The organism is Pseudomonas fluorescens (assembly GCF_900636825.1).
Taxonomy (GTDB): Bacteria; Pseudomonadota; Gammaproteobacteria; order Pseudomonadales; family Pseudomonadaceae; genus Aquipseudomonas; species Aquipseudomonas fluorescens_BG.
Genome location: NZ_LR134318.1, coordinates 3,506,828 through 3,531,670, shown reverse-complemented (window position 1 = coordinate 3,531,670; position 24,843 = coordinate 3,506,828). Strand labels below are relative to the sequence as shown.

General features: G+C 59.3%; 28 protein-coding genes and 1 pseudogene. 11 read left to right on the top strand and 18 right to left on the bottom strand.

What is annotated here, in order from left to right:
- Positions 1-160 precede the first annotated feature (160 nt).
- Both EL257_RS15885 and EL257_RS15880 read right to left on the bottom strand, forming a co-directional pair.
- Positions 161-1,285, bottom strand: a complete 1,125-nt coding sequence (locus EL257_RS15885) for an alkene reductase (RefSeq protein ID WP_126364187.1) — start codon at positions 1,283-1,285, stop codon at positions 161-163.
- Positions 1,286-1,391: 106 nt separating this feature from the next.
- A complete protein-coding gene (locus EL257_RS15880) occupies positions 1,392-2,069 on the bottom strand; it encodes a type 1 glutamine amidotransferase domain-containing protein (protein WP_126364185.1) in 678 nt (225 codons plus the stop codon).
- Positions 2,070-2,295: 226 nt separating this feature from the next.
- On the opposite strand from EL257_RS15880, the gene EL257_RS15875 reads away from it, so the two are divergent.
- Entirely contained in the window at positions 2,296-2,880 is a 585-nt protein-coding gene (locus tag EL257_RS15875) for a TetR/AcrR family transcriptional regulator (protein ID WP_126364183.1), read from the top strand.
- A gap of 25 nt (positions 2,881-2,905) precedes the next feature.
- Here the strand turns inward: EL257_RS15875 and EL257_RS15870 are convergent, their stop codons facing one another.
- Complete coding sequence (locus EL257_RS15870; RefSeq protein WP_126364181.1) at positions 2,906-3,226, bottom strand: hypothetical protein; 321 nt, start codon at positions 3,224-3,226, stop codon at positions 2,906-2,908.
- A 402-nt stretch (positions 3,227-3,628) separates the two neighbouring features.
- Between EL257_RS15870 and EL257_RS15865 the strand changes: the two genes are divergently transcribed.
- Entirely contained in the window at positions 3,629-4,339 is a 711-nt protein-coding gene (locus EL257_RS15865; RefSeq protein ID WP_232013023.1) for a carboxymuconolactone decarboxylase family protein, read from the top strand.
- Positions 4,340-4,351: 12 nt separating this feature from the next.
- Here the strand turns inward: EL257_RS15865 and paoC are convergent, their stop codons facing one another.
- Positions 4,352-6,562 carry an aldehyde oxidoreductase molybdenum-binding subunit PaoC gene (gene paoC / locus EL257_RS15860; protein ID WP_126364176.1) on the bottom strand — a complete coding sequence of 737 codons (2,211 nt, stop codon included), beginning with the start codon at positions 6,560-6,562 and terminating at the stop codon, positions 4,352-4,354.
- Positions 6,563-6,829: 267 nt separating this feature from the next.
- Between paoC and EL257_RS15855 the strand changes: the two genes are divergently transcribed.
- Both EL257_RS15855 and ycaC read left to right on the top strand, forming a co-directional pair.
- Positions 6,830-8,956 carry a TonB-dependent siderophore receptor gene (locus tag EL257_RS15855; RefSeq protein WP_126364174.1) on the top strand — a complete coding sequence of 709 codons (2,127 nt, stop codon included), beginning with the start codon at positions 6,830-6,832 and terminating at the stop codon, positions 8,954-8,956.
- Between the two features lie 169 nt (positions 8,957-9,125).
- A complete protein-coding gene (ycaC, locus tag EL257_RS15850) occupies positions 9,126-9,758 on the top strand; it encodes an isochorismate family cysteine hydrolase YcaC (RefSeq protein ID WP_090284017.1) in 633 nt (210 codons plus the stop codon).
- Positions 9,759-9,827: 69 nt separating this feature from the next.
- Here ycaC and EL257_RS15845 read toward each other — a convergent pair whose 3' ends face one another.
- Complete coding sequence (locus EL257_RS15845; protein ID WP_331852496.1) at positions 9,828-10,544, bottom strand: tRNA (adenine(22)-N(1))-methyltransferase; 717 nt, start codon at positions 10,542-10,544, stop codon at positions 9,828-9,830.
- A gap of 140 nt (positions 10,545-10,684) precedes the next feature.
- Complete coding sequence (locus EL257_RS28210) at positions 10,685-10,807, bottom strand: hypothetical protein (RefSeq protein WP_269471997.1); 123 nt, start codon at positions 10,805-10,807, stop codon at positions 10,685-10,687.
- A 97-nt stretch (positions 10,808-10,904) separates the two neighbouring features.
- Between EL257_RS28210 and EL257_RS15840 the strand changes: the two genes are divergently transcribed.
- Together EL257_RS15840 and EL257_RS15835 are read left to right on the top strand one after the other, a co-directional pair.
- A complete protein-coding gene (locus EL257_RS15840) occupies positions 10,905-11,831 on the top strand; it encodes a Gfo/Idh/MocA family protein (RefSeq protein WP_126364172.1) in 927 nt (308 codons plus the stop codon).
- 107 nt (positions 11,832-11,938) lie between these two features.
- Positions 11,939-12,139: a hypothetical protein gene (locus tag EL257_RS15835; protein WP_126364171.1), complete on the top strand. Its 201-nt coding sequence runs from the start codon at positions 11,939-11,941 to the stop codon at positions 12,137-12,139.
- A 67-nt stretch (positions 12,140-12,206) separates the two neighbouring features.
- Here the strand turns inward: EL257_RS15835 and EL257_RS15830 are convergent, their stop codons facing one another.
- A complete protein-coding gene (locus EL257_RS15830; protein ID WP_126364169.1) occupies positions 12,207-12,446 on the bottom strand; it encodes a hypothetical protein in 240 nt (79 codons plus the stop codon).
- 184 nt (positions 12,447-12,630) lie between these two features.
- Here EL257_RS15830 and EL257_RS15825 point away from each other — a divergent pair, with 184 nt between their 5' ends.
- Together EL257_RS15825 and EL257_RS28040 are read left to right on the top strand one after the other, a co-directional pair.
- Positions 12,631-12,843 (top strand): DUF2945 domain-containing protein, encoded by a 213-nt coding sequence (locus EL257_RS15825; protein ID WP_126364167.1) that lies wholly within the window; start codon positions 12,631-12,633, stop codon positions 12,841-12,843.
- A 131-nt stretch (positions 12,844-12,974) separates the two neighbouring features.
- Positions 12,975-13,061, top strand: a pseudogene (locus EL257_RS28040) (AraC family transcriptional regulator); the annotation flags it as partial.
- Between the two features lie 652 nt (positions 13,062-13,713).
- Here EL257_RS28040 and EL257_RS15815 read toward each other — a convergent pair.
- Complete coding sequence (locus EL257_RS15815) at positions 13,714-14,310, bottom strand: LysE family translocator (RefSeq protein ID WP_126364165.1); 597 nt, start codon at positions 14,308-14,310, stop codon at positions 13,714-13,716.
- Between the two features lie 55 nt (positions 14,311-14,365).
- Entirely contained in the window at positions 14,366-15,202 is an 837-nt protein-coding gene (locus tag EL257_RS15810; RefSeq protein ID WP_126364163.1) for an AraC family transcriptional regulator, read from the bottom strand.
- A gap of 144 nt (positions 15,203-15,346) precedes the next feature.
- Between EL257_RS15810 and EL257_RS15805 the strand changes: the two genes are divergently transcribed.
- Entirely contained in the window at positions 15,347-15,622 is a 276-nt protein-coding gene (locus EL257_RS15805; protein WP_126364161.1) for a hypothetical protein, read from the top strand.
- Between the two features lie 116 nt (positions 15,623-15,738).
- On the top strand, positions 15,739-15,957 hold the full coding sequence (locus EL257_RS15800) for a hypothetical protein (protein ID WP_126364159.1): 219 nt from the start codon (positions 15,739-15,741) through the stop codon (positions 15,955-15,957).
- A 102-nt stretch (positions 15,958-16,059) separates the two neighbouring features.
- On the opposite strand, the gene EL257_RS15795 is transcribed toward EL257_RS15800, so the two are convergent.
- The 6 genes from EL257_RS15795 to EL257_RS15770 all read right to left on the bottom strand — a co-directional run bounded on the left by EL257_RS15795 (position 16,060) and on the right by EL257_RS15770 (position 21,646).
- Entirely contained in the window at positions 16,060-18,441 is a 2,382-nt protein-coding gene (locus tag EL257_RS15795; RefSeq protein WP_126364157.1) for a DUF3772 domain-containing protein, read from the bottom strand.
- Between the two features lie 72 nt (positions 18,442-18,513).
- On the bottom strand, positions 18,514-18,834 hold the full coding sequence (locus EL257_RS15790; protein ID WP_126364155.1) for an antibiotic biosynthesis monooxygenase family protein: 321 nt from the start codon (positions 18,832-18,834) through the stop codon (positions 18,514-18,516).
- 37 nt (positions 18,835-18,871) lie between these two features.
- Complete coding sequence (locus tag EL257_RS15785; protein ID WP_126364153.1) at positions 18,872-19,846, bottom strand: zinc-dependent alcohol dehydrogenase family protein; 975 nt, start codon at positions 19,844-19,846, stop codon at positions 18,872-18,874.
- Between the two features lie 63 nt (positions 19,847-19,909).
- A complete protein-coding gene (locus tag EL257_RS15780) occupies positions 19,910-20,212 on the bottom strand; it encodes an ArsR/SmtB family transcription factor (protein WP_126368156.1) in 303 nt (100 codons plus the stop codon).
- A 75-nt stretch (positions 20,213-20,287) separates the two neighbouring features.
- Complete coding sequence (locus EL257_RS15775; protein WP_126364151.1) at positions 20,288-20,752, bottom strand: metallophosphoesterase family protein; 465 nt, start codon at positions 20,750-20,752, stop codon at positions 20,288-20,290.
- A 69-nt stretch (positions 20,753-20,821) separates the two neighbouring features.
- Positions 20,822-21,646 carry a hypothetical protein gene (locus tag EL257_RS15770; protein WP_126364149.1) on the bottom strand — a complete coding sequence of 275 codons (825 nt, stop codon included), beginning with the start codon at positions 21,644-21,646 and terminating at the stop codon, positions 20,822-20,824.
- Between the two features lie 782 nt (positions 21,647-22,428).
- On the opposite strand from EL257_RS15770, the gene EL257_RS15765 reads away from it, so the two are divergent.
- The gene (locus EL257_RS15765) at positions 22,429-22,941 is read left to right on the top strand and encodes a hypothetical protein (RefSeq protein ID WP_126364147.1); all 513 of its coding nucleotides are present in this window, start codon (positions 22,429-22,431) and stop codon (positions 22,939-22,941) included.
- An 80-nt stretch (positions 22,942-23,021) separates the two neighbouring features.
- On the opposite strand, the gene EL257_RS15760 is transcribed toward EL257_RS15765, so the two are convergent.
- The 3 genes from EL257_RS15760 to EL257_RS15750 are packed head-to-tail and all read right to left on the bottom strand — an operon-like array spanning position 23,022 to position 24,795.
- Entirely contained in the window at positions 23,022-23,411 is a 390-nt protein-coding gene (locus EL257_RS15760; RefSeq protein ID WP_126364145.1) for a nuclear transport factor 2 family protein, read from the bottom strand.
- Between the two features lie 27 nt (positions 23,412-23,438).
- Positions 23,439-24,032 carry an NADPH-dependent F420 reductase gene (locus EL257_RS15755; RefSeq protein ID WP_126364144.1) on the bottom strand — a complete coding sequence of 198 codons (594 nt, stop codon included), beginning with the start codon at positions 24,030-24,032 and terminating at the stop codon, positions 23,439-23,441.
- A gap of 10 nt (positions 24,033-24,042) precedes the next feature.
- Positions 24,043-24,795 carry a 3-oxoacyl-ACP reductase family protein gene (locus tag EL257_RS15750; protein WP_126364142.1) on the bottom strand — a complete coding sequence of 251 codons (753 nt, stop codon included), beginning with the start codon at positions 24,793-24,795 and terminating at the stop codon, positions 24,043-24,045.
- Positions 24,796-24,843: the final 48 nt, after the last annotated feature.

Below are 24,843 nucleotides of genomic sequence, written 5' to 3'. Positions count from 1 at the left end.
GTCCACTTTAAGTTGCACGCCGGCCCCGTGTGCGCGGTTTTTATATCGTCTCGCCGTTGTCCAGACGCTCAGACAAGATTCTGTATAGGTATTTTGCGCAGGATTTAAGCGGATCGGGCACCCGATTTCGTTTTCAAGGAGCGCTGTTGCCGATTCAGAATCAACCGCCGAACGTTGGATAGTCCACGTAACCTTCAGCGCCACCGCCATAAACGGTCGCCGGGTTCAGCGCATTCAGTGGCCAGCCGTTGGCGATTCGCGCTGGCAGATCCGGGTTGGCCATGAACGGTCGGCCGAACGCGACACAGTCTGCCAGCCCGGAATCAAGCAATTGCGCGCCGGACTCGGCGTTGTAGCGGCCGGCATAAATGATCGCGCCGCTGAACGTATCGCGCACGGCCTGACGAAATGTCAGCGGCATCGCCGGTGCGTTGTCCCAATCCGCTTCCGCAATCGACAGATACGCGATGCCGACGTCTTCCAGCACTTTGATCGCTTCGATATACGTGTGGTGCGGATCCTCCTCGACCAGGCCCAGGTAAGTCCGCGCTTCGTCGGTGGTGGTGAACAGCGGGGCGAACCGCACGCCGACTTTTTCCTTGCCGATGCACTCGGCCACGCCCGACACCACTTCGCGCAGAAAGCGCAGGCGATTGTGCAGCGAGCCGCCGTATTGATCGTCGCGCAAGTTGCTGTGCGCCGAAATGAACTGGTTCACCAGATAGCCATTGGCGCAGTGCAATTCGATGCCGTCGAACCCGGCGTCCATGGCATTGCGCGCCGCTTGAATATAGAGCTGCACCATCTCCTGAACTTCGTCGGTGCTCAACGCGCGCGGCGCCGATGGCGCAACCAGTTCGCCTGCGCCGGGGGAGGTTTCGATGAATACACTGACGCGATCCGTGGCCACCGCCGAGGCCGACACCGGAGCCGCTGCGCCGGGTTGCAACGCGGTGTGGGAGACTCGGCCGACGTGCCACAACTGGGCGAAAATCAGCCCGTCGACGGCATGCACGGCGTCGGTGACTTTGCGCCATCCGGCGATTTGCTCGGCGCTGTGGATGCCCGGCGTCCAAGCGTAACCCTGGCCACGGGGTTCGATCTGCGTGCCTTCGGTAACGAGCAATCCGGCGCCAGCGCGCTGTTGGTAATACTCGGCCATCAATTCATTGGCGACGTTGCCCGGTTGCGTACTGCGCTGACGGGTCAGCGGCGGCAGGACGATGCGGTTTTTCAGGGTGTGATGGCCCAGCGTTGTGGGCGAGAAGAAACTGCTGTTATTCATGGCTTACCTTGCAAACTGTTTATTAGACCAGTCGACTATTAATCGATCGTAAAAAAACGCCGGGCGACGCGCGCTCGGCGTTGGGATGAGTTGGAAAGTGAAAAGATCAGCCGAGCATCTCCAGCAGTTTTTTCGCGACAGCGGCGGAGCTCGCAGGATTCTGGCCAGTCACCAGTTGCCCATCGGCGACTACGTGTACCTGCCAGTCAGCGACTTTCGAGTAATACCCGCCCAGACGCTGGAACTCGTCTTCGATCAGAAACGGCACCACGTCCGTGAGGCCGACCGCCGCTTCTTCGGCGTTGGTGAAACCGGTGACTTCGCGGTGCTGCACCAGCGGTTTGCCATCTGCGGTGAGGACATGGCGCAACACGCCCGGCGCATGGCAGACAAAACCGTGGGGCTTGTTGCTGCGGTCAAACGCTTCGATCAACGCGATCGAGTGTTTGTCTTCGGCCAGATCCCACAGCGGGCCATGACCACCCGGATAGAACACGGCGTCGAAGTCGTCGGCGCTGACCTCGGCCAGGAGGCCGGTGTTGGCCAAGGCTTGTTGCGCGGCCGGGTCTTTGCGGAAGCGATCGGTTTCGGCGGTCTGCGCACCAGGCTCGTCGCTTTTCGGGTCCAGCGGCGGCTGGCCACCGGCCGGTGAAACCAGGGTCACTTGTGCGCCGGCATCTGTGAAGGCGTAGTAGGGGGCGGCAAATTCTTCCAGCCAGAATCCGGTTTTCTTGCCGGTGTTGCCGAGTTCATCGTGAGACGTCAAAACCATCAGGATTTTCATGGAGCACCTTTTCGTGGGTCAGATGTGTGGGTCAGGTGTTTCGACTGGCGAGCAATTGCGCATCGTCGACAGCGGTCAGAAAACGTTGTGTCGGGGCGCAGGATAGATCGCAATTAGACCAGTCGTCTAGTAAATTTTTTCGCGGGAGGTTTTTAATCGGCAGGTGTGGCAAACTTCGGTTCCTTCCTATAAACGACTGGTCTATTGCCTGGTAATCCTGCGCCTCATGAAACCAACCTACGATGACACCCGCCAACACTTGCTCGATACCGGCCACCGGATGATGGCCGAGAAGGGCTTCACCAGTGTCGGCCTCAACGAGATCCTGCAAACCGCCGGTGTGCCCAAGGGGTCGTTCTACCACTACTTCAAATCCAAGGAGTTGTACGGCCAGGCTTTGCTGGCCGACTACTTTGTTTGCTACCTCGCCGATATGGAGCGGCGCCTGACGCTGCCGGGGCTCAGCGCTTACGAGCGTCTGATGGATTACTGGCAGGGCTGGCAGAACCGTTGCACCCTCGAAGGGCACGGTGATGAATGTCTGGTGGTGAAGCTTAGCGCCGAAGTTGCCGACTTGTCGGAAGCGATGCGCCTGACCTTGCGTGATGGCGCCGAGCAAGTGGTGGCGCGCATCACGCTGTGCATCGAACAAGGCCAGGCGGACAACAGTTTGCCCACACGCGATGCCCGGCATCTGGCGGAAACCTTGTATCAACTCTGGCTGGGCGCAAGTCTGCTGAACAAATTGCAGCGCACCGGGCAGTCGCTGCAAACCTCGATGGCGATGACCCGGCAACTGTTGGCCGTGTGAGCGTCGGCGCAGTCGTGCGCTGGCATCATTGAGCCGCGCTCAGGCCCTCGTACCACTCAGCGTAGGGCGTGTTGGTCACTTTGTAGCGGTTGAAATCCGGACTGCCGTCATCCCACCACACCGGCCCCCTTTCGCCCAAGGCCACTTTGGCCTTCTGCACGTCGGCCCGCGCTGATTTCAGCGCGGCGGCATCGTCGTCGTGCTTCGCCTCCTTGACCGCGCGCCGCGCCGCCATCAATTCAGTCACCAGACGCTGACGCTCCGCAGGCGCCAGCACTGGATTGCTGCAACGCCAAAGTTGTTGCCTGACCACAAAATAACGCCCGTCGGGCGTGGTGGGGTACATGGTTGAACATCCCTCGTTGGCCTCGGTAAGCCTTTTTAACACCGTTCGCCCAGCCATGGGATTGATGAACCTGATTCATGACTCCATGAGACACGAGGTCGATAGTCGCAGCGCCTGCGCGGGTTTAACGTAGCCGATCACTCACCCGTCAGCAGGAGCTTGGCGATGACAGTCTGGCTTTGCAATATCGCGGCTCACCACAACGCCCTTGTGGGAGCTTGCCCTGCAAGCGATGCGATGCAGGCGACATCCGTAATGGCTGATGCACCCCCATCGCTGGCAGGGATAGCTCCCACGAGTTCGCACCCGCTTCGTAATGCGATTGCTATCCGCCGTCTCTTGCTGACGGCCATGGCACTGCTGCTGACAGCCTGTGCTTCTTCAGAAAAAGGTTCGACTTCGATGAAAGTTTCTTCTGCAACGATTTCCGAGGGCGCCGCTGCCGTCTCGCCGGCATTGGCCCATAACACCGATGCGCTGTTGTTTGGCGAAGTGTGGAAACGCCCGGGGCTGTCGCCTCGCGACCGCAGTCTGGTGACGGTCGCGGTATTGATCGCGCGCGGGCAAACCGCCGAGATGGCCGCGCATTTCAGCCTGGCGCTGGACAACGGCGTCACGCCGCTGGAGTTGTCCGAAACACTCAATCATCTGGCGTTCTATTCCGGCTGGGGCAATGCCGCGGCGGCGCTGCCGATTGCCGCAGAGGTGTTCGCCGCGCGCGACATTCGCGTCGAGCAACTGGCGCCGGTTGCCCCGTCGTTACTGCCACTGGACGAGGCCAGTGAAGCGGATCGCGTGCAGCGCGTGAATTCGGCAGTGGGTTCTGTGGCGCCGGGCCTGGTCGAGTTCACCACCAAGGCGTTGTTCCGTGATCTTTGGTTGAGGCCCGGTCTGGCGCCGCGCGATCGCAGCCTGATCACGGTCAGTTCGCTGGTGGCGAACGGGCAGGTGGCGCAGGTCGGTTACCACCTCAATCGCGCGATGGACAACGGCTTGAGCCAGCCCGAAGCCGCGGAAATGATCACCCAACTGGCTTTCTATGCCGGCTGGCCGAATGCATTTTCGGCCGTGCCGGTGTTCAAGGAAGTGTTCAGTCAGCGCACGCAAGGCTGACTGAATGGGGCGTCAGGCCGGTGGCGGCAAGTGCGCGATCAGCTTGTCCAGCGTGATCGGATAGTCGCGCACCCGTACGCCGGTGGCGTTGTAAATCGCGTTGGCAATCGCCGCCGCCGCGCCACTGATGCCCAACTCCCCAACCCCTTTGGCTTTGAGCGGCGTAGCGTAGGGATCGACTTCATCAAGAAAGATCACCTGCTGATGGGGGATGTCGGCATGTACCGGCACTTCGTAACCCGCCAGGTCATGATTGACGAAAAAGCCCAGGCGCTTGTCCACCTGCATCTCCTCCATCAGGGCGGCACCCGCACCCATGGTCATGCCGCCGATGATCTGACTGCGCGCTGTCTTCGGATTGAGGATTCTGCCCGCAGCGCAGACGGCCAATTGGCGGCGCAGGCGAATCTCGCCGGTCGCTGCGTTAACAGCGACCTCGGCAAAATGTGCGCCGAAAGTCTGTTGTGCGAAACGTTGCGCCAGATCGCCGTATTCCATGCGGTCCTCGCCCAGCAGGTCGCCTGCGGCAGCCGCCTGAGCCAAAGGAACCTGGCGAGTGCCATCGTGCACTTCACCGTCGACGAATTCAGCCGTGTTTGGATCGAATCCGACGGCGCGAGCGACGGCTTCGCGCAGTTTGACGCAAGCGGCGTAGACCCCGGCAGTGGAGGATGCCGCGCCCCATTGCCCGCCGGATCCCGACGACTCGGGAAAACGCGAGTCACCGAGGCGTACCTCGACTTGATCCAGATGCACCCCCATCATCTCCGCGGCGGTCTGCGCGATGATCGTATAACTGCCGGTGCCGATGTCGGTCATGTCGGTTTCGACGGTGATTGTGCCGTGCCGATCAAGGCGCACGCGCGCCGCCGATGCAGTGGTCGGCGCGCCCCGGATTGCCGACGCCAGACCGAGGCCGATCAACCAGCCATGCTCCAGACGCTGGCCGGCAACGGCGTTGCGCTGGTGCCAGCCGAAGTGTTCGGCACCGGTTTGCAGACACTCGGTGAGTTGCCGTTTGGAGAACGGCCGCGAGGGTTGTTCCGGATCGACCTGAGTGTCGTTGAGCAGGCGCAACTGCAGCGGGTCGATCTGGAGTTTTTCCGCCAGTTCATCCATGGCGATTTCCAGCGCCATCATGCCCGGCGCTTCCCCTGGCGCGCGCATCGCCGAGCCTTCGGCCAGATCCAGCACAGCCAGATTCAGACGGGTCATGCGGTGGGCACCGGCATAGAGCAAGCGAGTCGAGGCCGTCGCGGCCTCGGCGCGACCGCCAGGCAGGTTGCCCGACCAACTCTCATGGCCGATGGCTGTGATCAGACCGTCGCGGTTCGCACCGAGACGAATGCGCTGGAGGGTGGCGGGGCGATGGGTCAGGTTGTTGAACATCAACGGGCGCGGCAGGGCGACTTTCACCGCTCGGCCGGCGTGGCGCGCGGCCAATGACGCCAGCACCGCGTCACACAGAATCGTACCCTTGCCGCCAAAACCGCCGCCGATGTAAGGCGATATCAGACGGATATCTTCCTTGCGAATGCCAAGGGTTTTCGCCAGGTCGCGCACGCCCCAATTGATCTGCTGAATCGACGTCCACAGCGTCAGCGAACTGCCGTTCCACTGGGCGATGGTGGCGTGCGGCTCCATCATGGCGTGGGACTGATCCGGCGTGCTGTAGTGCTGATCGATTTGCATCGGCGCGGCAATGAAAGCGCCTTCGAAGTCACCAATCTGCGTTTGCGGCGGCGGCCCGAATCCGGCGGGCGGTGGCGGTTTTGCCGAGCCCTTGGCGGCGGCAAGGTCGAACGCGCCGGGTTCGGCGGCATAGGTGATTTCAAGCAGATTGGCGGCCGCCCTGGCTTGTTCAAATGTCTGCGCAACGACAATCGCGACAGCCTGATGGTAGTGATCGACCTGGGGCCCGGCCAATGCGAGCGCCACGTAAAACTCGCCTTTGGCTAAAGGCCCGGCATTTTCGTAGGTGACGATGGCGATCACCCCGCTGGCTTGGCTTGCGTGTGTCGAATCGATCGCAGCAATCCGCCCCTTGCCGATTCCGGCACCAACGATATAGCCATAGGCAGGGTCGGGCACCGCCGCGTGTTGTTCATAGGCGTACGTGGCGGTGCCAGTGGTTTTCAGCTTGCCATCGATGCGGTCTGTGGGTTGGCCGATGACTTTCAGCTGATCAATCGGGTTAGTGCCGGCCGGCGTGTCGAATTTCATCTGGGATTCCCTTGTCTGGCGGGCTGATGGCGAACGTCCAGCGCCCCCGCGCCTGCGCCCGAACGCCATATCTGCAAGAGACTAGGCCATGCGAGCGCCGCTGATAATGCACCGTATCAGGATGGAATCATGAGCACTGCTCAGTAATCCTGATCAACATGACAAATAAGAATAAGTGTCAATTACATCTAGGCCGGTATACCATGCGCGCCGCCTCGCTGGCGGCTTTGCCCTTCGTTATGGCCTATTCGTAAAGGTTTCCACTTCATGCGTCGAACTCTGCTTTCCATTTGTGTGCTGCAGGCGTTGTCTCCTTATTCGTGGGCCGAACAGGCCGCTGCGACTTCTTCAGCGCTGGAACTCGAGGCCACCGACATCGTCGGCGTGGCGGATTACGAACGCGCGGACGGCCCGGTACAGGGTTATCGAGCGACGCGTTCAGCCAGCGCCACGCGCACCGACAGTTCGATTCATGAAACCCCACAATCGATCAGCGTCGTCACCCGGGATGCGGTCGAAGATATCGGCGCCACGCGTTTGCAGGACGCGCTGGATTACGCCGGCGGCGTCGGCCGGGCGAATAATTTCGGCGGGCAGGGATTGACCACCTTCACCGTGCGCGGCTTCACCACCGGTGAGTTTTATCGCAACGGGTTCCCGATCAACCGCGGCTACCCGAACATGCCCGATGCCAACACCATCGAGCGCCTGGAAGTGCTGCGCGGGCCGGCGACGATGCTGTATGGCCGGGGCGATCCCGGTGGCACATTCAATGTCGTGTCCAAGCAACCGCTGGCCGAGCGCACCGTCACGCTGGGCAGTCAGTTGAACGATCAGGGCATGCAGCGCGGCACGCTCGACGCGTCCGGCCCGCTGGACGAAGAAGGGCGTCTGGCCTATCGACTGAACGTGGTGGGCGAGGGCGGCGATACTTTCCGCGATCACGTCGAGACCGAGCGCTACGGTATCACCCCGGTCTTGAGCTGGCAGGCGACCGACGCCACCAAGCTGATTTTCGAAGGCGACTTCATGCGCAACAACGCGCCGCTCGATCGTGGCGTGACGCGCTATCCGCGACAGATCGGCACGGCTTCGCGCGACACCTTCTTCGGCGAGAAAGACGCCGGCAAATTGCATAACGACAACAACATGGCGCAACTGCGCTTCGAACATTTGCTCAACGATGACTGGACCCTGGGCGGCGGTTTCCAGTGGCTCGACGGCTCGCTTTCGGGCAATGCGATCGAGGCCAACGGCATTGCCGCCGACGGCCGAACGCTGGGGCGCAACTTCAACTATCGCAAGCTGGAGTGGACCGATAAAGATACCCAGCTCAACCTGACCGGCCATTTCAGCACCGGCAGTTTGCAGCACACGTTGCTCACCGGCATCGAATACGAAGACTACGATTACCAGTCAATCATCCAGCGCTCGAGTGGTGCGGTTGGCGCCTACCCGATCGACATTTTCAATCCGGTCTACGGCCAACCGCGCCCGGCGTTGACCCGCACGCCGACCCACGACAAGGAAAATCTCAAGACTTACGCGGCGTTCGTGCAAGACCAGGTGGCCTTGACCGAACGCCTGAAAGTGCTGGCCGGGGCGCGATTCGAGCGCTTTGAACATGACTATGAAACCTACGTGCCGGGCGGCAAAAGCTGGCAGGCCAGCGACAACGCGGTGACCCCGCGTCTTGGCGTGACTTACGACCTGACCGACACCCTGGCGGTGTATGCGGACACGGCGCGCTCGTTCAAACCCAATACCGGCGCGAGCCGCGTTGGCGGAGGCTTCGCGCCGGAGAAAGGCAAGTCCTACGAGATGGGCATCAAGTGGGAGGCACTCGATCAGCAGTTGAGCGTTGACGCCGCGATCTACCGGATCGAAAAGCGTAACGTGCTGACCACCGACCCCGTGGATTCGACCTTCAGCGTCGCTGCCGGGGAAGTGCGCAGCCGTGGTTTCGACGTCAACGTCGCCGGCAATCTGACTCCCGAATGGCGGGTGATCGGCGGCTACGCCTACGTCGATGCCGAAGTGACCGAGGACAACGTGATCCGCTCCGGCACCCGACTGATGAATATTCCGAAAAACAGTTTCAGCCTGCTCAACGTTTATGAGTTCCAGGACGGCGCATTCAGAGGCCTCGGCCTCGGCACCGGGCTGAAATATGTCGATGAACGCGCCGGGCAAACCGCCAATACCGCGTTCTCGATGGGCAGCTACACCGTCGTCGACTTGCTTGGCTTTTACAAGGTCAACGAGAAAGTGCGGCTTAACCTGGATCTGAAGAACCTGTTCGACCGCGACTACGACGAGGGCGCGTTCGGCAACGTCTACGCCTATCCTGGGGCACCGAGAACAGTGCAGGTGGGAATTTCCTATACGTTGTAGATACGCCGCAATCGCCGTTGAACACCTGAGCCTGAGTCTGGAGATATTGTCCCTTTTAAGTTGACGGTGAAACGCGTTTCAGCCGATTTATCCCTCAGCGTTGCGTCCGTAATCTGTACCCAACTTGAACGCAACAACAAACTTGAAAAACTCAAAAGGGATGAACACTATGACCACGCCAACCTACAACCGCCTGAACAAAGACGACGCTATCGTGCTGCTGGTCGACCACCAGACCGGGCTGATTTCGCTGGTGCAGGACTTCTCGCCGAACGAGTTCAAGAACAACGTGCTGGCGCTGGCGGATCTGGCCAAGTTCTTCGACCTGCCGACGATCCTTACCACCAGCTTCGAACAAGGCCCGAACGGCCCGCTGGTGCCGGAACTGAAAGAGATGTTCCCGGACGCCCCGTACATCGCTCGCCCTGGCCAGATCAATGCTTGGGACAATGAAGACTTCGTCAAAGCGATCAAAGCCACCGGGCGCAAGCAGATCATCATTGCCGGTGTGGTGACGGATGTCTGCGTAGCGTTCCCGACCCTGTCGGCGCTGGCCGAAGGCTTCGATGTGTTCGTGGTCACCGACGCCTCCGGCACCTTCAACACCACCGTACAACAAGCCGCGTGGAGCCGCATGACGCAGGCCGGCGCACAGATGATGAACTGGTTCTCGGTAGCCTGTGAGCTGCATCGCGACTGGCGCAACGACATTGAAGGCCTGGGTAATCTGCTGTCGCAGCGGATCCCAAACTACCGCAACCTGATGAACAGCTACTCGGCGCTGACTGCTCAGCAGAAGTAAGCCGACGCGAGCAACAACCAAAGCCTGCCCTGAAAAGCAGGCTTTTGTCATTTGCCGAGCGCTCCCTATCTAGACAGCGTGCAGGATGTCAAAGGCCAGCAACTCGCTGATCCAGCGCGCCTGTTGCGTCAGCTCCTGCACCTTCGCATCCGGTAAGGCCTGTTGCGCGTGGGCGAGTTGCGCCAGAGTCTTTCGCTTGTGCCGCAGTTTGTGCTGCCACTTGGCCAGAAACGCCGGGCTGCGGGTGCGCATCTGCAAGGGGCCGAAGTACAACTCCAGCTCGCTGTAGGTCACCGACTCGGCGCGTTCGGCGACGATGATTTCGTAATGGAAACGGCCTTCCTGCAGGACTTCTTCGTTGAGGATGCGGTAGCCGTTTTGCATCAGCCACAGGCGCAGTGGTTGCTCGCCGCCGTTGGGTTGCAGGATCAGCCGTTCTGCACCGCTCAGGTGTGCTTTGCCATTGTCGAGGATGTCGCGAATGGTCTCGCCACCCATGCCGCACAGGCTGATTGCGGTGATGTGATCTTCCGGCCTGATAGCCGCCAGACCATCGGCCAGGCGCACGCTGATGCGTTGCAGCAGATCATTGTCGCGCACGGTGCGTGTGGCCGCGTGGAACGGCGTCGACGCCACTTCGCCAGCCACCGCCGCGCTGATCAGCCCGCGGCGCATCAACGCCACCGGCAAATAACCGTGATCCGAGCCGATATCCGCCAGCCGCGCACCGGCCGGCACGTGGGCAGCGACGCGCTCAAGGCGAATGGACAACGTGTTTTCGTTCAACGACAACCCCTGTTCACTGGCCTGCCGCAGTGTGCGAGCAGGCAAAGGGGTGCGACTCTGGCGAGCGACGCGTGGCCTGTCAAATCCTGTCGACCAAACAGCGCCCGTTGGCGCGATGAATTGCCAACGGGCGCGGCCACCTAGCCTGCGAGCGTGGCGTTGTCGATCACGAAGCGATATTTCACATCGCGCTTGAGCAGGACGAGGAACGCGTCGAGATCGTGCGGGGCGGCGACCGTGTTGAGGATCAGGTCGAAACTCATGATGCCGTGATCGCTGTTACGTTGTGCCGACAGACGCTCGCATCGATAGCAGGTAATCTGCCGCTTCTCTTACTACAACAAAAAGCAGGAGTCATTGATGCAACCAATCCGTCTCGGTCTGGTGGGGTACGGCAAGATTGCCCAGGATCAACACGTCCCGGCGATCAGCGCCAATCCCGGTTTCCAGTTGGTGGCTGTGGCCACTCAAGGCAAACCCTGCGCGGGCGTGGAAAACTTTCAGTCGTTGAGCGAGTTGCTGGAGAACGGCCCGCCGGTCGATGCGATTGCCTTCTGCACCCCGCCGCAAGGCCGCTTCACCCTGGTCCAGCAAGCGCTCGCTGCGGGCAAACATGTGCTGGTCGAAAAGCCGCCCTGCGCGACGTTGGGCGAGGCAATGGCGCTGGTCGATCAGGCGGCGGCACGGGGCGTCAGTGCGCTGTTCGCCTGGCACTCACGCTACGCGCCGGGCATCGAAGCCGCCCGCGACTGGCTCGCCTCGCGCACCCTGCAAAGCGTGCAGATCGAGTGGAAAGAGGACGTGCGCAAATGGCACCCCGGTCAGGCGTGGATCTGGCAGCCGGGCGGTCTGGGCGTGTTCGATCCGGGCATCAATGCCTTGTCGATCGTCACCCATTTGCTCGCGTTGCCGCTGTTTGTCGAATCGGCTGAATTGCGAGTGCCGAGCAACTGCCAGTCGCCCATTGCTGCGTCGATCAAAATGTCCGACGCGCGTCACCTCGATGTCCGCGCAGAATTCGATTTCGACCATGGCCATGATGAACTGTGGAGTATCGAAGTTCGTTGCGCCGAAGGGGTCTTGCGCCTGGATAACGGTGGCGCGTTGTTGAGCATCGACGGTGTCCGCCAGCCAGTCTCGGAGGAGGGCGAATACGCGGCGGTGTATCGGCATTTCCAGCAACTGATCTCTGACAAAGCCAGTGATCTGGATCTGCAGCCGTTGCGCTTGGTGGCGGACAGTTTCTTTGTTGGCAGCCGGGTTTCGGTCGAGGCTTTTTTCGATTAGGGATGACGCAGCGTTCGCAACCGTTCGTCCCGCGCCGGGCACTTGCACGGCGCGTGCATTTCTCATGTTCAGGCACGGATACACCGTGCGACGAGCGGAGAACCTGAATGGATATTGACGAAAAAGCGCCGGGCAACCAGTCGCAAAAGCCAGTGACCCGCCCCACGGACAACGAGACCGGTCACGATCATCAACGCAAAAATCCCGAGGTGCCGCTGCCGGCGGACGATGAAGCTCCGGTGGAGGAGGAGATGAGTGATGTTGACGCGGCAAACTCGGTAACCACCGAACATCCCAAGGATCAGTGACTGGCTGAGCGGTATATTTTGCGAAGAAGAAACCGTGGCAGCGCCGAACAGCGCTGCCACATTTCGTTCATCGCGGATCTTGTTGTTTATCCGTGACAGCGTTATCGGTTTCCTGGCGCACCCGCTCCGGGTCCAGGCCGGTGCTGTCATCGTCCAGCGGAATTTCTCCTTCATTGTCCGGCAGCTCATCAACGCCAGCATCTTTGCTTGGGTCCACTTCCGTGCGGCCCGGGCTCAACGGGTCGGGTGATGTGGGCATGGGGTCATCCTGGCCAGTGCCGCCTTGCATCTTGGTTTCGTTATTCATCTCACACCTCGCGATGCCCGCTGTTTGGGGCTGTACAGGTTGGAGGCGACGCGGATTTGAGCCGTTCGATTTTTCGACATGCCGGTGGTCGGCTGATGAGGTAAGCGAGGCGCGAATGACTTTTTCTGAATTTCCTGCGCGGCACTCGCTCAACAGTACGACAGCCAGACGAGAGGGAAAAACCATGAGCGGTTCATTCAAGGTGGGTGACAGCGTGCGCTGGAATTCCGAGGCCGGCGAGATACACGGCAAGGTGACCAAGGTGCATATCAAAGATGTCGAGTTCATGGGGCGGCACCGGCCGGCCTCCAAAGATGCGCCGCAGTACGAGGTCAAGAGCGACAAGACCGGCCATCTGGCGATGCACCACGGGGATGCGCTTCATCGTATTGGATAGCGGGCGTTGTCAGAAACGCCCGAATGAAGGCATGCAACGACCACGATAAGCCAGGTAGGAGCTGCCGAAGGCTGCGATCTGTTGATCTTGCTTTCGATCAAAATCAAAAGATCGCAGCCTTCGGCAGCTCCTACACCGGTCACAGCGCCTACACCCGCCAGTTCAAAGCCTCGACTGGGTTCACCCCGCGTGAGTATTGCCAGGCAACGTCAGCCTGATGGAAGGCATGCAACGATCACGATAAGCCATGTAGGAGCTGCCGAAGGCTGCGATCTGTTGATCTTGTTTTCGATCAGAATCAAAAGATCGCAGCCTTCGGCAGCTCCTACACCGATCACAGCGCCTACACCCGCCGGTTCAAAGCACCGGGTTCACCCGTGAGTATCGTCAGGCAACGTCAGCCTGATGGAAGGCATGCAACGATCACGATGCACCATGTAGGAGCTGCCGAAGGCTGCGATCTGTTGATCTTGCTTTCCATCAAAATCAAAAGATCGCAGCCTTCGGCAGCTCCTACACCGATCACAACGCCTACACCCGCCGGTTCAAAGCACCGGGTTCACTCCGCGTGAGTATCGTCAGGCAACGTCAGCCTGCTGGAAGAAGCCATGTAGGAGCTGCCGAAGGCTGCGATCTGTTGATCTTGCTTTCCATCAAAATCAAAAGATCGCAGCCTTCGGCGGTTCCTACACCGATCACAGCGCCTACACCCGCCGGTTCAAAGCACCGGGTTCACCCGTGAGTATCGTCAGGCAACGTCAGCCTGCTGGAAGAAGACATGTAGGAGCTGCCGAAGGCTGCGATCTGTTGATCTTGTTTTCGATCAGAATCAAAAGATCGCAGCCTTCGGCAGCTCCTACACAAAGCGTGTCATGCCAAGACAGTCAGCCATGCCGACAGCAGCAGTAACAGCGCCAACCCTGCGTTCATGCGTTTGAACGCTTGGGCTGATTTGATCAGCCGCGCGCTGCCCACGCCCAGCAGCGCCCAAAACATCATGCATGGCAATGACACCAACAGAAACGCCAGCGAATACACCAGCAGCCGCAACGTCTCATCGCTGCCGCCAACGAACACGCTGACCACCGCCAACGCCATCATCCACACCTTCGGATTGATCAGTTGCAACGTGGCCGCGCCGATGGCGCTGAAGCCATCGTCCTGGGTATCTGCCGGGTTCAGCGACGGCGGGGCGCTGCGCCAGATCTGCCACGCCAGCCAACTCAACCAGAGCACACCGGCCCAAGCCATGGCTTGCTGCACACGGGGAAAGCGCAGCAGTGTTTCACCGGCGCCGAGCCCCACCACCAAAACAATCAGCGCGGCTGCGGTGCAGGCGGCCAGAATGATCGGCAGCGTGGCGATCAAACCCTGCCGCGAGCTGTGGCTCAGCACCAGAATATTGGTCGGGCCAGGAGTAATCGACGCCACGAATGCAAACAGCAGGAAGGGTAACAATGAAGCCATGATCCGGATTCCCTGAAAATCAAAACAGGGCGCCATGATCGCTAACCGGCAGGCATCAGTCTGGAAGGTTTGAGCAGCGCTTGCGGTAGTCCGCCGGCGTCAGTTGATAGGCGCGCCGGAACCAGCGCCCGAGGTGACTTTGGTCGGCGAAGCCCAGCACGCTGGCGACTTGTGCTGGGGTTTCACCACGCGCGAGCAATTGTCGCGCCTTGGCCAGACGCAGCTGGATCAGGTAGGCGTGGGGGGCCAGACCGAAGGCAGTCTTGAACGCGCGGGTCAGCCGAAAGCGATCCACGCCACATACTTTGGCCAGATCATCCAGGCCGATATCTTCATAGGTGTGCGCGTGCAGATAATCGCGCGCCCGTTGCGCCACCAGCGGCAGGCGCGGATCGAACCCCCGCCGCTTGCGCCAATCGAGATGGCGCGTCAGCGAACCCAGCAGACCATCGATGGCAGTCTGGCGAACGATGCGCAAGTCGCCCTCATGCAGGGCATGGAAGGCCTGACTGATGGCAGTCGCCAGGCGCGGATCCTGACTCAGGGTGTCGGCAAAACCAGGCTGACTGTTGGCGGGCGCCTGCTCGAACAGCGCATGCAGTTCGCGCTCCAGCCACTGCGGGTCGAGGTAAAGCATCGAGTACGTGAAGCCGTCCCCGGTCGGCGCATGGCCATCGTGAATTTCCCCAGGCTCGAGCAAAAACACATTGCCCGGCGTACTGCGATGACGCACGCGGCGGCAATTGAACTGCTGCACGCCTTGTTCGGTCACGCCAACCAAAAAGCTGTCATGCCAATGCGGGTCGTAGGCATGCCCTTGAAAATGAGCACGAATCGATTCGATCCCGGTATCGACATCCTGGGACAGCTCGATCCAGTTGCGTTTATCCACGGGAGGCTCCAGGGCTCGGCTGCGAAATGTTCGGCCCCATAAAATACCGCGCAATGGGGCAGGGCGTTTAGAAGATTTGTGCAGAATGGCGAGCCCATAAGGCTAGACTCGACACTCTACAAACCTCAGCGACAGGTGCAGTCCATGACCGATCAACGCACGCGATGGATCTTGCACACGCTGCTTGCCGTCAGTCTGGCGCTGACCGCAGGCTGTTCGAACCGCAAACATTACCCACCCTCAGGCGTTGGCGACAGTTGTTACGCCAAGGCATTGCCGACGGTTGGCGAAGGAGGCCTGGCGTGGGGCTCGAGCCTGAACATGGCGCGGCAGAAATCAATGAACAACTGCATCCGCTATGCCGGACGCTCCGGTGGCACGCCGGCGACCTGTCAGGTGGTGTTGGCCAAGTGTAAATAGCTTGTGTCAATTATTAACTGCATCAATAACAACCATTGACTCAATGAAGTTCTCATATCAATCCGTCGGCGTAAGATCGGCTCCATTCCCAACCACTGAAACCGGAGCACATCATCATGAAACGCCAAACTCTCCTCGCCGTTGCATTATCGGTTTTCGCACTCAACGCCTTTGCGGCGACTGAAACCGATCCACTGTTCAGCGACGCGGTGGCTGCGACTGAAACCGATCCACTGTTCAGTGACGCGGTGGCCGCCGACGGTTCTGATCATCTGCAGGGCAATCGGGTTGCTGAAGGTGGGGCGGATCGCTTGATCGAGCGTCGTGCCGTCTGAATGCATTCACTCACCGCAATTCTCGATGGAGAGCCCGGCCCAGACAGCCGAGCTTTTTTATGCCTGAGGCAGGCGCAGTAGGTCTGAAGGTCCACGCCTGCGCTAGGCACTCGCCGGTGGTTTGGCCAGTGCAATCCCGGCCGCGCCCAGACGCTTGAGAATCTCGAACAGCAGATCACTCTTGGTCACCCCGACGATCCGCGGGCTGCCCACATATCCGGTCACGGTCAATGTAATCCCGTCCGGCGACAACTTGCTGAAGCGCACGAACGATGCGGGCTTGTCGAGGATGGTTTCGTTTTCGTGATAGGCGTTGAGCAGCAAGTCCTTGACCTCCTCGGGATCGATATCCAGCGGGAACATCAACTCCAGCGATGCGACGCCCTGGGCACTGCCGCCGAGCGTAACGTTACGCAGATTCTGCGAGATCAATTGCGAGTTCGGCACAATCACAATCGAGCGATCGCTGAGCTGGATTTCCGTGGCGCGCACGTTGATTCGCCGGATATCGCCCTCGACACCGCTGATACTGATCAGATCACCCACCTTGACCGGCCGCTCGGTCAGCAGAATCAGGCCGGAGACGAAGTTCTTGACGATCTCCTGCAGACCGAAACCGATGCCCACCGACAGCGCACTGACGATCCACGCCAGATTCGTCCATTGCACGCCCAGCGATGACAGCGTGAGCAGAATCACGAACGCATAACCGATATTGGAAAACAGCGTGCTCAGGGACGCGCACATGCCGGGGTCCATGTCGGTCTTGGGCAGAAACTCGTTGTCCAGCCAGCGCCGCAGCGCACGGATCAACCAGATGCCGATCATCAGCGCCAGTACGGCGTTGAGCAGATGCGCCGGAACGATGTTGAACTTGCGCAGCCCGGCACCGCCGAGGATGGCCATGATGTTGGTCGCCAACTGCCCGAGCGTCGTGCCGATGCCGCCGACGAACAGCGCAATCACCGCCAGCAACAACAGCGCTGCGCGACTGAAACCCGAAAGCAGGATCGAGATCTGATCGAGCCGGCGATCGCCGACTCCCAGCAACTGCTTGAGCGCCTTGCCACTTGCATGTTTCGGCGAAAAGGCGTGCTCGCAGCCGTCCTTGATCACCTGAATCAGCAGGTAAAACCCCGACAGCACAATGAACGCCCAGACCACTTCATAGGTGATGAAACGTGCCAGCGATACGTAACCGGTGAGCAGTGCGATGGCCGATACAAACATCGAAAGCGCGGCGATGGTGTACATCACGCCGACAAATGTACTGTTGGCTTGCGGGTCGTTGGCGGCGACTAATCCCTTGCGCACTCTGCCGACGCGCAACAGCAAGGTCACGATGATCACCATCACCGCCATCGAGGTGACGCCCCGGCCGGCAAGGACGATCTGACTGCTCATGCCAGTGGCATTGCACACTTGCACCAGCGTCACCAACACCAGCAAGGTTGCGGACAGCACGCGCGGAAAGCGCTTCAACGCGTGCGCCACCTGATCGTGAATGCCAGGCAGCCGCCACGACGGATGATCAATCGACAACAATGCGCGGCTCAGCCCGGTGATCAATACGCAGGCGTAAACGGTCTTCTCGAACTCCTCGGAAAACGTCGACAGCACCGGCGTCAGCGGCGCGTGGCGGGTGAGGGCGTAAAACAACAGATGCAGGGCCAGGGCCGTGGTAGCAATGGTCGCCAGCGCTGAAGCGAATGCCAACGCACTGCGGCGCAAACGCCCCTCTGGCACACGGTAAATGCATAGCCACGTCAACCCTCGGTCGGCCAAGCGCCGTCCCGATGTCCAGATCAGCAGCGCCAATGCCAGTAATGCCAGCGTATGAAAATGCCGGCCTGGCGCCCAAACCCTGTCCCAGGCATCCGCCACTTGCTCGACAAAAAAGCTGAAACGTTGACGATCGTCGCGCGACGGATTGAGCAATGGCGCCCAGAAACCGGGACTCAATACACTGTGCGTGCCGAGCGTCAATTCGCTCTCGAGCAATGTGCGGCGGATACCCGCGATCTGCTTGATCAGGTCCGCCGCACTCTGTTTGAGCGCAGCGAGGTTTTTCAGCGCCGTGTCGACCTTGTTTTTCTGCTCGGCCAACGATGCCCGTTGCGCGACGATATCAGCTTGCTCCGCCGCCACCTCCGTCCCCGGCGCCGCCCCCAGAACCCCCAACTGCACCGTCAATTGCGCCTGCTGTGGCAGCAACGACGCCGATAACTTATCGACGTCGAGAATAAACGCCTGCACCCGATCCTGCGGCCCTTCGAGCTGGTTGTAATTGTTCGCGGCAGAGATCTGTTGTTTCAGGCCGTCGAGGCGTTGTTGCAGAACTTGGAGTTCGCCCTGTGAAATCACTGGCAGCGGGGCGGCGGCAGTGGTGGCGGGTGCCAGCGGGTCGGCCGCCCACAGTGTCGAACTGCCGCCCGCGCTCAGCAGGAATGCGACGAAAAACAACGACTTCAATATTGTACGCATGGGCGGGACAAACTCGGCCTGATTACACAACCTAAGAGGTTAGGTGATCAGGCCGGACAGGACGGAAAAGTTTCAAAGGCAGGTGGTGTCCGGGTCGGGAAACGCGCCTCCTTCGATGTGGTAGACGGTCGGTTCGGCGGAAAAATAACGCTCCAGCGCCAACATGAACACGCGATGGTCTTCGCTCGCTTCGAAGCCTGGGGTGTGGTCCTCTAGTGATCGCCATTTGACGATCAGGTTGAAGACGTCCGGCGTTTCGATCCCTTGTGCGAGCACATGGCCCTTGTAGCCTTCGGCACGGGTCAGCAAAGACTCGACTTCGGCAAAGGCTTGTCGGAATGGCTCGATGCTGTTCCGGTGAATGGGCAGTATCGCGATTTCATAAATCGTCATGGTCTTCTCCAGCGATTCATACGGTTGGAAATGGCAGTCAGGCAGTGGTCGACGGGACGACGGCGATGGCGATTTTTCCCTGCAGCCCATTGTTGGCTGTCTCCAGCCGGGCATGGGCAAGCGGTATGTCAGCGAGTGAGTAGACAGCGCCGACATGCGGGCGCATTTGGCCGCGCTCGACCAGTGCGCTCAATTCATCGAGCTTGCCGCGGTTCTGTCGGGTGAACACGAAATGAATACTGGCGTTCTTGCCCCAGGCTTGAATCAGGCTCTGCGGCTGGGCGGTGTCGACGATCGTCACGATGCGACCCAGTTGGGAGAGCGCATCCGAACTCCGTGCCAGCGTGCTGCCGCCGATGGTGTCGAATACCACGTCGACGCCTCGGCCAGCGGTTTCGCGCAGAATGACCTCGACGTAGTCTTCTTTTTCATAATCGATGACCACATCGGCACCCTGGGCGCGTGCGAACTCGAAGTTGACTTCGCGCACCGTGGTGAACACGCGAGCGCCCATCGCTTTCGCCATCTGAATTGCCACATGACCCACGCCACCCGCACCGCCGTGCACGAGAATGCTTTCGCCGACCCTCAATGCCGCACGTGTGACCAGAGCCTCCCAAGCTGTCCCACCCACCAGCGTCAGGCTTGCCGCTTCAAGATGGCTGAGTGAAGAGGGCTTCTTGCCGATGATGTTTTCGGCGGCGACGTGATACTCGGCGTAACTGCCGGGGCCGTCGAATATTTGTGGGGTGTACCAGACCTCGTCGCCTGCGGCGAACGCAGTGACCCCCGGCCCGACGGCTTCGACAACGCCCGATATGTCGTGGCCGGTAATGCTCGGCAGTGGCACCAGGTCGGGGTAATCGCCGCGTCGCACCTGATAATCCAGAGGGTTGATCGAAGTGGCATGGACCCGGACCAGCACTTGGCCTGCCTGGGGCACGGGTTTGGGCACGTCGCGAAGCTCGAACGAATCAGGGCCGCCAAAGGCTTTCAGCATCAACGCTTTCATGATGTCTCCTCGTATCGACAAAAAGGGATATCGAGATATCTCGATATCATGCAGTAAAAAAATCTACAGCTCTTTTCCTATGATCTCGGCCAGAACACGGATGTTGGCTTCATTGCGTTTGTAGTAAGTCCACTGACCGATGCGCCGGACCTCAACCAGGCCCACCCGTTGCAGGGTCGCCAGGTATCCAGACACCGTGGACTGAGACAACCCGATACCTTCTTGAATACTGCTGACGCAAACTCCCACCGTGTGCACGTCTCCCTCATCCTGCGCAGGAAAGTTGTTGGCGGGATCCTTCAACCCCTTCAGGATCTGAAGGCGTGTCGGGTTCGAGAGGGCTTTGAAGATTTCGAGTAGGTCCATGGGCTTGAGGATATCGAGATTTAGCGATATGTCAATGCGGGATTTCATGAATGTTTTTCAGCCTGCCCACGGCAATCAAGTCTGCGGCAAAAGATAAATGAGTTCGGGTACCAAGGTGTCCGCTTTTATTTCGAGCAGAGCCAATGTGACAGGAAGCTTGAATCGCCGGCGGCCGGCACTGCCCGGATTCAAGTAAAGACGATCGTCGCGCCATTCGATCAGGGGTTTGTGGGAGTGGCCGGTGATGATGATCTTCGGCCGGCGGTCGAGGAGGGCGGGAACATCGGCGATGTCGTGGGTAAGCAGCGCCGGCCATCCATCAAGATCGAGGGTGAGATGGTCGGGAAGGTTTGTGGCCCAAGCAAGGTCGAGGTCATTATTGCCACGCACGGCGTGCAACGGCGCTACATCCGCCAGTTGCTGAAGAATGTCGGCGGCACCGATGTCGCCGGCGTGAAGAATGAGGTCGACGCCCTGAATAGCGCTCAGGGCTTCGGGGCGCAGCAGGCCGTGAGTGTCGGAGATAATGGCGATTTTCATGGGGCAGAGATTAGCAGGTGAACCATGCGCTGTGCGGCCACCCGGTCATGCTGCCTTCTGGTTCAAACCTTAGTCCGAGTATTTCCCGACGTGGTATTTCCACGGCAAGTAATCGACATAGACCGTACGCCGGGCTATCCCGTTTTCGTCCACGCCAAACCCGGGCATTTTTCGCAGGTCCAGTTGCAAACATTGTTGCGTGAACGTTTTTTGCAGTGCCGGATCCGGGTGGAATTCGTCAGGACGGGCAGCTTTCTGTTCAAGCGTTACATCGCAACTGTCGACCTGGCCATTTGCGGTGGCAGTGAGTTTGAAGCGAACTCTGCCGAACCCATGGGTCGATTTCCCAGCCAACACGTTGTCCCAAAAGAAACGACTCTGGCTTTCTCTCGTCTGGTCTTTCAGGCCATCAGCTTCGGTTGGCGTGCCACCGGAGACTACGAAGGGCGCTACGATTTCGACCGTGCCGTCGAGCGGATTCTGCATGTTCTCGGGCAGCGCGCTCCAGACACTGCTCCAGCACACATCCGTTAAAAGCTTCGATAAGTCGGATTGGCCTGGCGCGTCGGCCTGCGCTTCGCAGAGCAAGACATTGCCCTGCCGATCGAGCTTCATTCGCAGCTTTGCGCTGCCTGCCAAGCCCTTGCTGTTTGCCTTGAAAATACTACGTGCCAGGCTGCTGCGTAGCATCCGAACATAGCTGCGCAGTTCCATACGCTTTATTTCTGCAGACATGAGGTACATCGGCGCCGACTTGCCGCCACTGTCCATGTAGGCCTCCAATCTCTGATCGAACGTCAGCTTCTGACAGCCAGTGAGGGCGAACAAGGCAGTGACCAGCAGAGGGATTTTCAGCCGAAGGCCGGTCATTGATTTCAGATTGATGGGCGACACCTATTCTTTCCTTGAAATGACACGAAAAACCATCTTGCTGTGAGAGTCAGTTTGCCGCGCGTGGCGGCGCGATGACCGTCGATGAATAGTTGGATCGGCCGGGAGCGGGTTTTATTGAGCCGTGGGGGGTGGGACGTCGTTGGAAATGGCCTTTCACGGAGTTTGCAGCCGGGCAATAGCGGGCGCTTTTGACTGACCGTTTGGATGTGGAAAATGTCGGTTGAACGGCCATTTGCGGCCGTCCGGCAGTGATTACATTCGGCAGCGGAATGACCGCTCGTCGCCTCATGAAAGCGCGTAAAGGTCGGTGTTCGGCCATCCATTTAGCGATGGATCTGCATGCGAAAAAAATTGCCATTTGCTGTAAAGCTATTTCACAAATAACTGATCTTTCTGGCATTTCACGCCTTTTTTCAGACCGCCATTCGAAACTTTCTCATCTGTCAAAGCCCTGAATTTGTCATTGCTGACGATCAAATATCTGTCACTTTAATTTTGATGAAGGCCGTTTTTTTCTAGCCAATTGCGAATTCCTACTACCTTCAAATGGGCGCTGCCGTTCTACGACAAAACCTCGTTTGAACTGGCTCACGAAGGCTTTATTGCGCCGTTGCCATCGACAGTCATAAAAGGCGGTTCGGGCAATGTCATTTGGGATCCTGCCATCGGGTGATGCGACGTAGCGGTTCTGAGGGCACGATTAAAAACACTGTGCCTTGAGTGCTGAATACTCTTGTCCTGCTGCCAAAGCGGATTTCTCAACTTTTAAAAAGGACGCCGAAATGAGCACGGTGATGAACAAGGTCAAACATGAATTCATGAAGGTGCTTCCACCCACCATTTTCTTTTTCGTAATTTTGCACATAGTCGCATTGATTCGTGCGCTCATGATCAAAGGGTCGGGGGTTGATCTGCCGGTCTCAGCCTCGGTGCTGATTGCGTCCCTCATCCTCGGAAAGTCTGTGCTGGTCGCGGATATGCTGCCGTTCATCAACCGTTTTCCCGATAAGCCGCTGATCTGGAACGTCATCTGGAAGACGCTCATGTATGCGTTGGTGGCGCTGATCGTCCACTATCTGGAGCGACTCTACGATTACTGGAAAGAAGCGCCCAGCTTCATGGACGCGAACTCTCTGCTATGGGCTTCGATGAACTGGCCTCGTTTTTGGGCGGTGCAGATATTGCTCATCACGCTGATATTCATGTACTGCGTTATCGCCGAGTTGGCCCGTGTAATCGGAAAGGATCGGCTAAAGGTGATGTTCGTCGGGCCGCTTCCCCCTATACAACGCTAGAGTGTCGAACGAACATCCATGAGCCGCCACTATCGGCCAGAAGCATACGTACACATGGGAAAAAATCTGCTGACGACATCCTACGCAGGCGGATCAAGCAGCACCCAAAGTTGAGTAATTTTTCCATCGATGACTGTCGCTACATCGACGCCAGTCACCATGACAGGTCCATCTACAGGTCCCGCTTGCCAACGCAGGTAGCCGAGCCCGTGATGGCCGATAGCGGCGCCCAGCGGCACGAATGAAAAATCTTCACCAAATTGCTCCAGCAGGGCGCCCGCGACATCGGCGATAGACGCTTGCCCGCGGACAGTCCCAGAGGGTTCGTACATTATCGCTGAGGTTGAAAACAGTTGGCTCACCGCTTCAATCCGTTTGGCTGCATTACGTTGGTTGAAGACTCGGTCGAGGTTGGCGCGAAGCACTGTATCGAAATCAGGTTCGAAGGTATTTGAGGTGGAGTCGGTCATAGGGCACCTGTAGACAAGAGAGAATATTCAGCCGTGTTTAACGAGGTTGAGGCCCGGTAGCGGCCCGCCTGGAAACTGGGCCAGAGCGCCTTGTTGCAGGCCGCCCAAATCGATCCCGAAGTAGCCCAGTCGAGTAATCAGATCAGCGACTTTCTGCTTCGCCTCAAGGTGCTCGCCGGAATAGAACAGCACACGCTTGCCGCCTTCTGCTGCGGGGTTTTCCAGCAATGCCGGCGCCAGATGATTGAACGCTTTCACCAACTGCGCGCCAGGCAGCATCCGCGAGACAACGCTCGAGGAAGACTCACCATTCAAATCGAAAGGCTTGAACAGCGGCGCTTCGATGGGATTGTTGGTGTCCACGACTACACGCCCTTCCCAAGGCCCGAGAGGCCCAACGGCGGCGGCGATTTTCGACCAGTTCACGGCGAGAAACACGATGTCCGCCTGACTGGCTTGCTGCACCGTGACTGCATGCGCGAGCGGACCCAGTTCGGCAATCAACGGCTCCAGACTTTCTGGCCCACGACTGTTGCTGATGCTGACCTGCAAACCGGCACGGGTAAGTAACCGGGCGATGGCGGTTCCAATGGCTCCCGCGCCAATAATGCTGATGTTCATGACGACCTCCTTAGGCGGTGAAGCCGCCATCGACCATTAATTCAGCACCGCTGACAAAGCCGGCCTCGGCACTGGCCAGGTAAGCCACTGCGCCAGCGATATCCCGGCCTTCGCCATAGCGACCCACTGCGATGTTGGGGCGTACGAAGTCGGCAACCGGGCCATCGGCCGGGTTCATGTCGCTGTCGGTAGGACCGGGGTGCACCGTGTTAACGGTGATGCCGCGCGGGCCGAGATCGCGCACCAGGCCACGGCTGAAACCGGCCACTGCGCCTTTGGTCAAGGTGTAAGCAGACGCTGTAGCAAAGGCTGCGTACTGCACCATCGAACTGCCGATATGGATGATGCGACCGCCTTGACCCATGTGCTTGAGCGCCTGCTGGGTGGCGACAAATACGCCAGTCACGTTCACCGCAAGAATGCGTTGGAAGTCCTCGAAAGCGATGTCTTCCGGCGCGCCCAATACACTGATGCCGGCATTGTTAACCAGAATATCGATGCGGCCAAAACGCTGGGCGACCTCATTGACAACAGCGCGCACGGCATCGGCATCACCGGCATCAGCGCGTAGGGCCAACGCTTGGCCACCAGCCGCGATGATTTCATCGACCACGGTTTCAGCGCGATCAGCGGATGCGTTGTAGGTAATCGCGACGGTGGCGCCGTCCGCGGCCAGGCGTTTGGCGATGGCCGCGCCGATGCTGCGTGAACCGCCGGTGACGATTGCGATTTTGCCGGTGAGAGAACGGTTGTTGGCGGTCATGGAGTAAGCCTCGTGTGTGTTTGGTGAGGCTATGAGACGCTTTTAACT

Bases quoted from the DNA above. Each gene is read 5' to 3' on its own strand.
- EL257_RS15870 (WP_126364181.1), bottom strand. From the start codon at position 3,226: ATGTACCCCACCACGCCCGACGGGCGTTATTTTGTGGTCAGGCAACAA.
- EL257_RS15755 (WP_126364144.1), bottom strand. From the start codon at position 24,032: ATGAACATCAGCATTATTGGCGCGGGAGCCATTGGAACCGCCATCGCC.
- EL257_RS15875 (WP_126364183.1), top strand. From the start codon at position 2,296: ATGAAACCAACCTACGATGACACCCGCCAACACTTGCTCGATACCGGC.
- EL257_RS15805 (WP_126364161.1), top strand. From the start codon at position 15,347: ATGACCGATCAACGCACGCGATGGATCTTGCACACGCTGCTTGCCGTC.
- EL257_RS15825 (WP_126364167.1), top strand. From the start codon at position 12,631: ATGAGCGGTTCATTCAAGGTGGGTGACAGCGTGCGCTGGAATTCCGAG.
- EL257_RS15795 (WP_126364157.1), bottom strand. From the start codon at position 18,441: ATGCGTACAATATTGAAGTCGTTGTTTTTCGTCGCATTCCTGCTGAGC.
- EL257_RS15785 (WP_126364153.1), bottom strand. From the start codon at position 19,846: ATGAAAGCGTTGATGCTGAAAGCCTTTGGCGGCCCTGATTCGTTCGAG.
- paoC (WP_126364176.1), bottom strand. From the start codon at position 6,562: ATGAAATTCGACACGCCGGCCGGCACTAACCCGATTGATCAGCTGAAA.
- EL257_RS15855 (WP_126364174.1), top strand. From the start codon at position 6,830: ATGCGTCGAACTCTGCTTTCCATTTGTGTGCTGCAGGCGTTGTCTCCT.
- EL257_RS15760 (WP_126364145.1), bottom strand. From the start codon at position 23,411: ATGACCGACTCCACCTCAAATACCTTCGAACCTGATTTCGATACAGTG.
- EL257_RS15840 (WP_126364172.1), top strand. From the start codon at position 10,905: ATGCAACCAATCCGTCTCGGTCTGGTGGGGTACGGCAAGATTGCCCAG.
- EL257_RS15750 (WP_126364142.1), bottom strand. From the start codon at position 24,795: ATGACCGCCAACAACCGTTCTCTCACCGGCAAAATCGCAATCGTCACC.
- EL257_RS15880 (WP_126364185.1), bottom strand. From the start codon at position 2,069: ATGAAAATCCTGATGGTTTTGACGTCTCACGATGAACTCGGCAACACC.
- EL257_RS15800 (WP_126364159.1), top strand. From the start codon at position 15,739: ATGAAACGCCAAACTCTCCTCGCCGTTGCATTATCGGTTTTCGCACTC.
- EL257_RS15885 (WP_126364187.1), bottom strand. From the start codon at position 1,285: ATGAATAACAGCAGTTTCTTCTCGCCCACAACGCTGGGCCATCACACC.
- EL257_RS15765 (WP_126364147.1), top strand. From the start codon at position 22,429: ATGAGCACGGTGATGAACAAGGTCAAACATGAATTCATGAAGGTGCTT.
- EL257_RS15835 (WP_126364171.1), top strand. From the start codon at position 11,939: ATGGATATTGACGAAAAAGCGCCGGGCAACCAGTCGCAAAAGCCAGTG.
- EL257_RS15815 (WP_126364165.1), bottom strand. From the start codon at position 14,310: ATGGCTTCATTGTTACCCTTCCTGCTGTTTGCATTCGTGGCGTCGATT.
- ycaC (WP_090284017.1), top strand. From the start codon at position 9,126: ATGACCACGCCAACCTACAACCGCCTGAACAAAGACGACGCTATCGTG.
- EL257_RS28210 (WP_269471997.1), bottom strand. From the start codon at position 10,807: ATGAGTTTCGACCTGATCCTCAACACGGTCGCCGCCCCGCACGATCTC.
- EL257_RS15830 (WP_126364169.1), bottom strand. From the start codon at position 12,446: ATGAATAACGAAACCAAGATGCAAGGCGGCACTGGCCAGGATGACCCC.
- EL257_RS15865 (WP_232013023.1), top strand. From the start codon at position 3,629: ATGAAAGTTTCTTCTGCAACGATTTCCGAGGGCGCCGCTGCCGTCTCG.
- EL257_RS15790 (WP_126364155.1), bottom strand. From the start codon at position 18,834: ATGACGATTTATGAAATCGCGATACTGCCCATTCACCGGAACAGCATC.
- EL257_RS15775 (WP_126364151.1), bottom strand. From the start codon at position 20,752: ATGAAAATCGCCATTATCTCCGACACTCACGGCCTGCTGCGCCCCGAA.
- EL257_RS15780 (WP_126368156.1), bottom strand. From the start codon at position 20,212: ATGGACCTACTCGAAATCTTCAAAGCCCTCTCGAACCCGACACGCCTT.